Source organism: Occallatibacter sp. (genome assembly GCF_049582745.1).
Lineage (GTDB): Bacteria > Acidobacteriota > Terriglobia > Terriglobales > Acidobacteriaceae > Telmatobacter.
Genome location: NZ_JBAUUO010000034.1, coordinates 62,880 through 72,410, shown reverse-complemented (window position 1 = coordinate 72,410; position 9,531 = coordinate 62,880). Strand labels below are relative to the sequence as shown.

Annotated in this window: 8 protein-coding genes; 6 read left to right on the top strand and 2 right to left on the bottom strand. The window is 59.8% G+C overall.

From position 1 onward, the window contains the following. The first annotated feature begins 240 nt into the window (after positions 1-240). The 3 genes from WCA10_RS04505 (at position 241) to WCA10_RS04495 (ending at position 2,041) form a co-directional block, all read left to right on the top strand. The gene (locus tag WCA10_RS04505; RefSeq protein WP_472821302.1) at positions 241-1,167 is read left to right on the top strand and encodes a DMT family transporter; all 927 of its coding nucleotides are present in this window, start codon (positions 241-243) and stop codon (positions 1,165-1,167) included. A gap of 159 nt (positions 1,168-1,326) precedes the next feature. After that, positions 1,327-1,701 (top strand): hypothetical protein, encoded by a 375-nt coding sequence (locus WCA10_RS04500; RefSeq protein ID WP_472821301.1) that lies wholly within the window; start codon positions 1,327-1,329, stop codon positions 1,699-1,701. 22 nt (positions 1,702-1,723) lie between these two features. Continuing rightward, positions 1,724-2,041 carry a hypothetical protein gene (locus WCA10_RS04495; protein WP_472821300.1) on the top strand — a complete coding sequence of 106 codons (318 nt, stop codon included), beginning with the start codon at positions 1,724-1,726 and terminating at the stop codon, positions 2,039-2,041. Positions 2,042-2,102: 61 nt separating this feature from the next. Here the strand turns inward: WCA10_RS04495 and WCA10_RS04490 are convergent, their stop codons facing one another. Beyond that, positions 2,103-3,599: a M20/M25/M40 family metallo-hydrolase gene (locus WCA10_RS04490; protein WP_472821299.1), complete on the bottom strand. Its 1,497-nt coding sequence runs from the start codon at positions 3,597-3,599 to the stop codon at positions 2,103-2,105. A 266-nt stretch (positions 3,600-3,865) separates the two neighbouring features. Here WCA10_RS04490 and WCA10_RS04485 point away from each other — a divergent pair, with 266 nt between their 5' ends. Next, positions 3,866-5,515, top strand: coding sequence for a trypsin-like peptidase domain-containing protein (locus WCA10_RS04485; RefSeq protein WP_472821298.1), 1,650 nt, complete (start codon positions 3,866-3,868; stop codon positions 5,513-5,515). 552 nt (positions 5,516-6,067) lie between these two features. Then, entirely contained in the window at positions 6,068-6,553 is a 486-nt protein-coding gene (locus WCA10_RS04480) for a peptidoglycan-binding domain-containing protein (RefSeq protein ID WP_472821297.1), read from the top strand. A gap of 42 nt (positions 6,554-6,595) precedes the next feature. Here WCA10_RS04480 and WCA10_RS04475 read toward each other — a convergent pair whose 3' ends face one another. Continuing rightward, positions 6,596-6,916 (bottom strand): hypothetical protein, encoded by a 321-nt coding sequence (locus tag WCA10_RS04475; protein ID WP_472821296.1) that lies wholly within the window; start codon positions 6,914-6,916, stop codon positions 6,596-6,598. 199 nt (positions 6,917-7,115) lie between these two features. Here WCA10_RS04475 and WCA10_RS04470 point away from each other — a divergent pair, with 199 nt between their 5' ends. Continuing rightward, the gene (locus tag WCA10_RS04470) at positions 7,116-9,527 is read left to right on the top strand and encodes a phosphoketolase family protein (protein ID WP_472821295.1); all 2,412 of its coding nucleotides are present in this window, start codon (positions 7,116-7,118) and stop codon (positions 9,525-9,527) included. The last annotated feature ends 4 nt before the right edge of the window (positions 9,528-9,531 follow it).

Below are 9,531 nucleotides of genomic sequence, written 5' to 3'. Positions count from 1 at the left end.
GTCCCACCGTTTTCCGCTTTTCCACCAACCCGCCCTTGACAATCCAGACAGTCGCTGAACGAAGCGCATTGGGGCCCCGCGAACGCGAGCGTTCGTGGGGCATGCGAAGTGAAGGACCTGCTTCTTGCGACCTTCCATTCCACCTCGGTCAGAGGTGCCCCATTGATGCCGCAGTTTCATCGCGGCATGAGTGGGAGACCACATGGCCCTCCCAACCACCGCCTGACATAATCAAAAAACATGAAACTCCGCGCCTACCTGCTGATGACGTTCGTGGTCGCCGTCTGGGGATCGACCTTCGTCCTCATCAAAGGCGCGCTCGCCGACGCCACGCCCGCGGCCTTCAATCTCATTCGCATGACGCTGGCCTTCGCGCTCCTCGCCGTCGCGTATCACCGCTCTTGGCGCACCATCCGCCGCAGCCACATCGCCGCCGGCGCGCTTGTCGGCCTCTGCCTCGCCGCAGGTTACCAGTTCCAAACCATCGGCCTCGTCCGCACCACACCCTCCAAATCCGCATTCATCACCGGACTGGTCGTCGTTCTCGTGCCACTCTTTTCCATCGTGCCCGCGCTGCGTCCCCCCGGCGCTCGCGCACCTCGCTGGAATGCCTTCCTCGGCGCCGCGCTCGCCTTCCTCGGCATCCTCTTCCTCACCTCGCCAAGTGTTGCCGGGAACGCATTCCCCCTCTCTCTGCTTCCCGATCTCTCGTCCATGAACCTCGGCGACATCCTTACCTTCGGCTGCGCCATCGCATTCGCCTTCCACTGCATCGCCCTCGGACACGTCTCGCCCCGCATTCCCTTCAAACCCCTCGCCATCCTTCAGGTCGGCTTCTGTTCCCTCTTCATGGCCGCGAGCCTTCCCTTCATCGAACGCCCCCACGTTCACTTCACCGCCCGCCTCATCATCGCGCTCGTCATCGCTGCCGCGCTCGCCACTGCCGCAGCCTTTTCCATTCAGAGCTGGGCCCAGTCCGTTCTGCCCTCCACGCACATCGCGCTCCTGCTCACTCTCGAGCCTGTCTTTGCATGGATCACTTCTTTTCTCGTAACCGGCGAGCGCCTCGGCCTCCGCCCCGCTTCCGGCGCGCTCCTCATCCTCGTCGGTATCGCTCTCACTGAACTCGTCCCGCAGCCACACGTCCCCACCGCCCACGAAGCCTGACCGACTCCCCACCGGCTCTCCCTCCACGATTCCACGACGTTCTGCGCAGGTGTTCCTCCCCTGAGCCTTTAATTGTGATTTGATTGGCTCGCGCCGCTGCCTTGTAGCACAATTGAAAGCAAGGCCCCCGTTGAGCACCACTCCCGAAAGGAAAACGCAGTGCAATCGCCATGGAGAAATCTCCGTGGACCCGCAAGGCTCCTTGCCCTCTGCGCCACGGTCCTGCTGGTCGCGTCCGGCCTTCTCGCGATCGAGGCCGGCACCATGCTCATCCTCGGGCCTGCACGCAACATCGTCATCAAGCCGTTCGTCCTGCTCGGCTATCTCGAGGTCTGCGCCATCTTCTTCTCGCTCGTCGGAATCATCTGCGCCATCGTGGGCTTCATCTTCTATCATCCGTATCTCTATGTCAGCGAGAAGATCATGATCTACCGCGCCCACCACACCGCCGAGGTCAGTGACGAGCACACCTCCTTCGAAGACGTAGAACCCGTCCACGTCCACAACCCCGAAGAAGACGGCGCCCCCGACTAAGTCAGCTTTGCGGCAGAAACCAATGATCATAAGGAGTTGGTGGCGAGACAGGACGTTTTTGGGAAAGGCGATCGTCGTCCTCGCCGCTCTGCTCCTGCTTCAAATCACGCTCGCCCTATCGAGCGGATACACTGTATTCCCGCTTTACGACGCATTCGCACACACGCGCATTGAGGACAGCGAACGGGGTCCGTTCCTGCTCTTTTGGTTTCAAGTGATGCTGTGCCTCCCAACGCTAGCGCTCCTGCTCATCGCGTCTGTCGTTGGTGCAATCCTGTCCTGGCGCCGACCGCGATCCATCCCCCGAATCGTTCCTCCACGCGACAAGATGGATAGCTGATTCCGTTAGCCAGTTGATGAGCCTCTAACTCTGAACTAAGGCCTCCGAACTCAGAACTGCCTTACCGCATTGCCGCTTCCCCCGAATCCGCCAGCGCATACACCAGCACAGCCATCACCGCCGCATTCTCGTTCAAATGCCTTTTATCGATCTTGTCGAACGTATCCGCCGCCGTGTGGTGATAGTTGAAATAGAACCGGCTGTCCTGCACGGGCGCAAAACTCGGCACTCCCTTTTCGGTCATTCCCGCAATATCCTCGCCTGTCTCCGGCGCACTTTCCAGCAAACCCGCTCCATTTGCATCCAGCACCTGCGCCACCGGCCTTAACCACCGCCCCAGTTCAGCTTTTCCCGCATAGTAGATTCCCGTCGGATGATCCGCGCCCAGATCGCTCTCGATTGCGCCCACATGATTTCCCATCTCCGCCGTGTGCTCTTTCATATATGCCGCCGCACCCTGCGATCCCTCTTCCTCGCTCATCCACGCAATCACGCGCACCGTCCGCCGCGGATGAATCCCCAACTCCTTCATCAGCTGGATCGCCTGCATAGACACCGCCACGCCCGCGCCGTCGTCAATCGCGCCTGTGCCCAAATCCCACGAGTCCAGGTGTCCCGACACCACCACCACCTGCTCCGGATGCTCCGTCCCCTTCCAGTCCGCGATCACGTTGTAGCTCTGCGCATCCGGCAGCGTCTGCGGAGTCAGCGTCAAATGCATCGTCACCGGCCCTTCGCCTGCCAGCACCTTCAGCATCTCCGCGTCCTCGGCCGTCACCGCTGCTGCCGGTATCTTCGGCGCGCCCGGCGCATACTCCGTCAGGCCCGTATGCGGCAGTCGAAAATCTGCTCCCCCCACGCTCCGCACCAGCACTGCGACCGCTCCCAGCGCAGCGCCCGCAATCGGCCCAGCACCGCGATACACCACGCCGCTCCCATACGCCTCGAGACCATGTCCCGTCGCCGCAAGCTCTTTGTCAAAAGGATGATTGAACAGCAGAATCTTCCCCTTCACCGCGCCCGCCGGCAGCGCGTGCAACTGGCTCCAGTTGTCAACCACCACCACTTCTGCCGTCAGACCCTCCGGCGGAGTCGCTGTGCTTCCCCCCAGCGCCGTCAGCACAACCTTCTGTGTCGTTCCCTGGGTCTGCCCCGGCCACACGGTCAGCTCGGCCGTCTCCAGGCCCCGCACCCAATGCGGCACTGAAGCCTTTTCCAGAGTCACCTCCGCACCCAGCGCCCGCATCTCGCCCGCAACGTAATCCACCGCCTTCTGTGCCTGCGGCGACCCGCTCAACCGCGGCCCGATATTGTCCGTCAGGTGCTCAAGTTCGTTGTACGCGTACTCGCTCTTCATCGCCGCATCGCGCAGCAGTTCCATTGTGTGGATCTGGTCATCGGTCCACGCTCTCTTCCCGCCCGCCAGCATCTGGTTGATCCGGTCCAGCATGGTGGGCTGCGATCCAGCCGCATCCGGTCCCTGGGCACTCTGCACCGCCCGCGTCTGTCCCGCGCACACCACCGCCCCGGCCGCCAACGTCGCAGCCGTAATCGTCATGAATCTGCACCACTTTAAGGGGGACGCCATGCCGGATGTTAGCACGCCTCGTGCAACACTGTTTGCCCGTGACACCCCCTATATAGAGAGAATGTTTTGCATTTCTCTCCCTGGGAGCGGCCCTGCTTTTCAACCCACACATTCGACCCTCCCGGCCCCGGCCTCGTGGCATGTCAGAGGAACGGCTCAGACTGGCTATACTTGAATTTGGCGCTTTGAAATTTCCCAGCCCTGTTGGCTGATCACGTTAAGAGGTCTTCGAACCGATGAAATCCCTTCTTGCACGCCTGCGCGCGAACCGTCTTGCATCGACGTTCCTTATCCTCGCCACCGTCTCTACCGCCCTCATCGGCGGCTCCTTCGCGGCTCACGGAGTGCGCGGACAGGAACGAACCAGCGACAGCAGCGATGCCACGCCTCTCAAAGTCGTCGACTCTACCGTCGAGCCCAACCCGTTCGTCAAGATCGCCAAGGCCGTTGGACCCGCCGTCGTCAACATCAATACCCGCACCCTACCCAAGTCCGCCGACCTCAAAGGACACCGCCTCAATCCCCACAGCCGCGTGCAGCCCAATCCCCAGAACCCCGGCGACGATGACGACAATCCGGATCAGGACGGAGGACAGGGACAAGGTCAGGGCCAGAATAATTTCCAGGACTTCTTCAATCGCTTCTTCGGCGGCCAGGTCCCCGATCAGGGTGACGGCGGTGACGATGGCCAGGTCCGCGAATCCCTCGGTTCCGGCTTCATCGTCGATCCCAAGGGCTACATCATCACCAACAACCACGTCATCGAAAAAGCCGACAAGATTTGGGTGAAGCTTTCCACCGATCCCGACAACGTTGACGAGGGGCGTCCCGCACGCGTCATCGGCATTGACAAGGCGACGGACCTCGCCGTCATCAAGATCGATACCAATACGCCCCTGCCTACCGTCAAAATGGGCAACTCCGATAAGGCCCAGGTCGGCGACTGGGTTGAAGCCATCGGCAGCCCCTTCGCCCTCGCCCAGACCGTCACCGCAGGCATCGTCTCCGCCAAAAACCGTACCATCGAGCCCGGTGTCGCCGGCCAGTTCCAGCACTTCATCCAGACTGACGCCGCCATCAATCCCGGCAACTCCGGCGGTCCGTTACTCGACATGAATGGCGAAGTAATCGGCGTCAACACCGCCATCTATACTCAATCCGCCGGCTATCAGGGCATCGGATTCGCCATGCCCTCCAACACCGTCGTCTCCGTCTACAACGACCTCGTCAGCCCCAGCCACAAGGTAACCCGCGGATCGATCGGCATCTCCTTCCACTCCGGCCTTTCCAGCGCGATTAATCGCGTCTACGGCTTCAAGAATGGCGTGCTGGTCAGCCAGGTCGAGCTTGGAGGACCCGCAGACAAGGCCGGCATCAAGCCCGGCGACATCATCACGTCCATCGACGGCCGCTCCATCAAGGATGGCGACGACCTCGTCAACGACATCGCCAGCCGCCGTCCCGGCTCCAGCATTCGCCTCGGCTTCATGCGCGACGGTAAACAGAACGACGCCACCGTCACCGTCGGCGACCGCGATAAGGTATTCGCCGAAATGACCGGTCAGCCCCAGCAAAACGCTCCCGATAGCGCCAGCGAAGCCGGCGAAAAGCTCGGACTCGTCGTTCGCCAGATCCCCGATCAGACCGCCGCTAAACTGCACATCTCCGGCGTCATGATCCAGTCCGTCCGCACCGGTTCCTTCGCTGACTTGCAGGGGCTCGTACCTGGACTCGTCATTACCCGCATCAACAAGCACCCGACCGGAACCAAGGATCAATTCGATGCCGTCGTGAAAAACCTCAAAACAGGAGACGACGTGGTATTCGAGGTCATGGATCCCCACCATCCGGAAAATGGAATCAGCTACATAGGGGGGACCCTGTAGCAACGGTTCACGCCGGGGAGCGAGCACCCAGCCCCTCGCTCCTCCCCGGCATCTAACTTTCGCAAGTGGCAAGAAGCGTCAGGGCACGACTTAACTTAACTCGTGCCGTTGAACGCCAACCAAGTATCCGGGCACGACTTCAATCTGCAGGACGGGCTCAAACAAACGTAAAGGCATGACGGATCTCGTTTTGTGTTAGGGCACGACTTTACAGCTAACTGAAAAGCTCGACGAGCCCAGTGCTTTGTAACAAGGGCATGCGGGGACCCTCTGGGTGAGCCAGGCCGCAAATGCAACAAAATGAGCGTCGGACTTTTAGCCCCTGAGAAATGTGCCTTCGCCGGGCTGTTCTTCTCTGTGCAATGCGATAGACGTCACAAATCTATACCGGCCGACGAAGGTACACCAGAAGCATTGGACTTTCGTTTTTTCTTGCCGAACTTTCGTTTTCTCCGTTTCCCGCTGCCAATTCCTTTTTATTGGCACACTCGATGGACGTTCCAGTAGAATTCGCTCCAACGTCCAGGATCTTAATCTCCAGAGGTATCCAGCATGCTTTTATTCCGAGCGAGCCTGGCGTTTTTGCTTTCCGCCGTTCTTTGCGCCGCCCCGGCCTTTGCCACCCCGACTCATAAGAAGTCTTCGAGTTCTCACGCCCGCTCAGCCCACCATTCCGGCAAATCCACAAAGGCGAGCGCCAAATCCCGCCACAAAAAGCTCCACGGCCAGCAGGCCATCGATCCCGCCCGTGCCACCGAAATCCAGAAAGCCCTCATCCGGGAGCACTATATGACCGGGGAACCCACCGGGCAGTGGGACGCCGCAACCATGGCTGCAATGCAGAAATACCAGTCTGACCAGGGCTGGCAAACCAAGCTCATGCCCGACTCCCGCGCCCTCAAGAAGCTAGGCCTCGGTCCCGACTACTCTGACGCCATCAACGCCCCTGGCGCCTCCTTCAACGGCCCCAAACCCCCTACCGACATCCCTGCCGCGCAAGCCGCAGGCTTCGCCTCCGCCTCCGGCGTCAATCGCTAGTCACGTTGTGACAGTAAATCTTGATAGGCCGCGTTCAGAAAGTTATTCCGATACGCGGTCGTTTTGCGTTGGGTAATGTTGACTTCGCAGCAGCCAGCTTTCTTCGTACATCTTCAACCTATGCCAGTCGGGATAAGGGTGTAGAACGCGAGGTGGTGGTATCCAACTGTCGAAGATCGGAGCAAACTTCTCCCACTTCTTCCTCGCGCGTTGACTACGACGAACCAGTACCTTACGCCAGAGTCGATTTACGCGTCTTTTGAAGATGCGCAACTGATCGATGTTGCCGGGGACAGCATGGTATTGGTAGTAGCCGGTGACCACGCTCCGAAGCCACACACCGTGGTTAGCTGGCAACTTCATCACGCAGAATCTGCCATTCCGCACCAACGTCTCGTGCCATTGCGATTCGTGTTCGATCCTCAACCACGCAGAACCCGCATCGACCAACCATCCCGTCCTGTGAGTCTGCATCTCAGCAGATTGTGACTTCAATCACCCACGCGTTAACACTTCACTGCTAGGCTGGACTTGAACGCAATTCTTTCCCCCGAGGTGCTCCATGACCAGCGCTACGACCGAAATCAACCGGACCGAAGCAAGAACCGAAGGCCCTCTCAGTCCCGACCTCCTCAAGAAGATGGACGCCTACTGGCGCGCCGCTAACTACCTTTCCGTCGGTCAGATCTATCTCAAAGACAATCCACTGCTTAAACGCCCCCTCACCCTCGACGACGTGAAGCCCCGGCTGCTCGGTCATTGGGGAACGACGCCGGGCCTCAACTTCCTCTACGTGCACTGGAACCGCCTCATCCGTGAGCGCCACCTCGACATGATCTACATCATTGGTCCGGGACACGGCGGACCGGGACTTGTCGCGAACACATACCTTGAAGGCTCGTACTCCGAGATGTATCCCCACATCGAGCAGAACCGCGACGGCATCAAGCGTTTGTTCCGCCAATTCAGTTGGCCCTACGGAATTCCCAGCCACGTGGCACCGGAGACGCCGGGCTCGATTCACGAAGGCGGCGAACTGGGCTACTCGCTCGTTCATGCCTACGGCGCAGCCTTCGACAATCCCAACCTGATCGTCGCTTGCGTCGTAGGTGACGGCGAAGCGGAAACCGGGCCGCTGGCCACCAGTTGGCACTCGAACAAGTTCATCAATCCTGCCACCGACGGTGCGGTGTTGCCGATTCTGCATCTGAACGGCTACAAGATCGCAAATCCGACGATCCTGGCGCGCATTCCTCATGCGGAACTTGAAGATCTGATGCGGGGCTACGGATACGAGCCCTTCACACTCGAGGGACACGACCCGGCGACCATGCACCAGAAGGCCGCCGCCGTGTTCGACCAGATATTCGACCGCATCGCCGCCATCCAGAAAGCGGCGCGCGAAGGCGGATCGACCGATCGCCCTGCGTGGCCCATGCTGATCATGCGCACGCCCAAAGGCTGGACCGGACCGAAGGAAGTTGATGGCAAGCCGGTGGAAGGCACCTGGCGCGCTCACCAGGTTCCGTTTGCCGAACTGCGCGAGAAGCCCGATCATCTGCGCCTGCTTGAGGACTGGATGCGCAGCTATAAGCCTGAAGAGCTCTTCGACGAGAAAGGTGCATTCCGTGAAGAGCTCGCCGACATCGCGCCAAAAGGCCGGCTGCGCATGGGCATGAATGCACATGCGAATGGCGGCTTGCTGTGGCAGCCGCTCAAGGTGCCGAGCTTTCGCGATTTTGCGGTAAAGGTCGACACGCCGGGAGCTACGACCGCCGAATCCACACGCGTCCTGGGCAAGATGCTGCATGCCGTGATGGAAGCGAACAAGGACACGAAGAACTTCCGCGTCTTCGGTCCCGACGAAACGGCCAGCAATCGACTGCAGGATGTAATCGTCGGAACCGGTAAAACCTGGGAGGCCGAGACGCTTCCGGTTGACGAAGAACTCTCGCGGACTGGTCGCGTCATGGAAATCCTGAGCGAACACATGTGTCAGGGTTGGCTCGAAGGCTATTTGCTTACCGGTCGCCATGGATTCTTCAACTGTTACGAGGCGTTCATTCACATCATCGATTCAATGGTGAATCAACATGCCAAGTGGTTGAAGGTGACGCGTCAGATTCCATGGCGCAAGCCCATCGCATCGCTTAACTACCTGCTGAGTTCACTCGTCTGGCGGCAGGATCACAATGGCTTTTCGCACCAGGATCCAGGATTCATCGATCACCTGGTGAACAAAAAAGCAGATGTGGTGCGCATCTATCTTCCGCCCGATGCGAATACCCTGCTCTCCGTCGCCGATCACTGCCTGCGCAGCAAGCACTACATCAACCTGATCGTCGCCGGCAAGCAGCCGGCTCCGCAATGGCTCACGATGGATGAAGCCGTCGCCCACTGCACCACCGGCCTCGGTATCTGGAAGTGGGCCTCCAATGACAACGGCAATCCCGATGTTGTGATCGCCAGCTGTGGCGATGTGCCGACAATGGAAGCGCTCGCGGCGGTAATGCTGCTTCGCACACAGGCGCCCGACCTGCGCATTCGCTTTGTCAACGTGGTCGATCTGATGACGCTGCAACCGTCGTCCGAACATCCGCATGGCCTGTCGGACGAAGAATATGACTCCGTATTCCCGCCAAAGGTACCGACGATTTTTGCATTTCACGGATATCCATGGGGTATCCACCGCCTCACCTATCGCCGCCATAATCACGACAATCTGCACGTGCGCGGCTACAAGGAAGAGGGCACAACGACCACGCCGTTCGACATGTGCGTGCTGAACAACATCGATCGCTTTCAGCTTGCGCTCGACGCCATCACGCGCGTATCGAGGTTGGCGGCGCAGGTCGACGAGGCGCGCCAATGGTACTCCGAGGAGATCCAGCGGCATCGGCTCTTCGTATCGGAGAATGGCGAAGACCTGCCCGAAATTCAGAACTGGCACTGGCAGCCCGGCAAGAGCAGTTAGATCC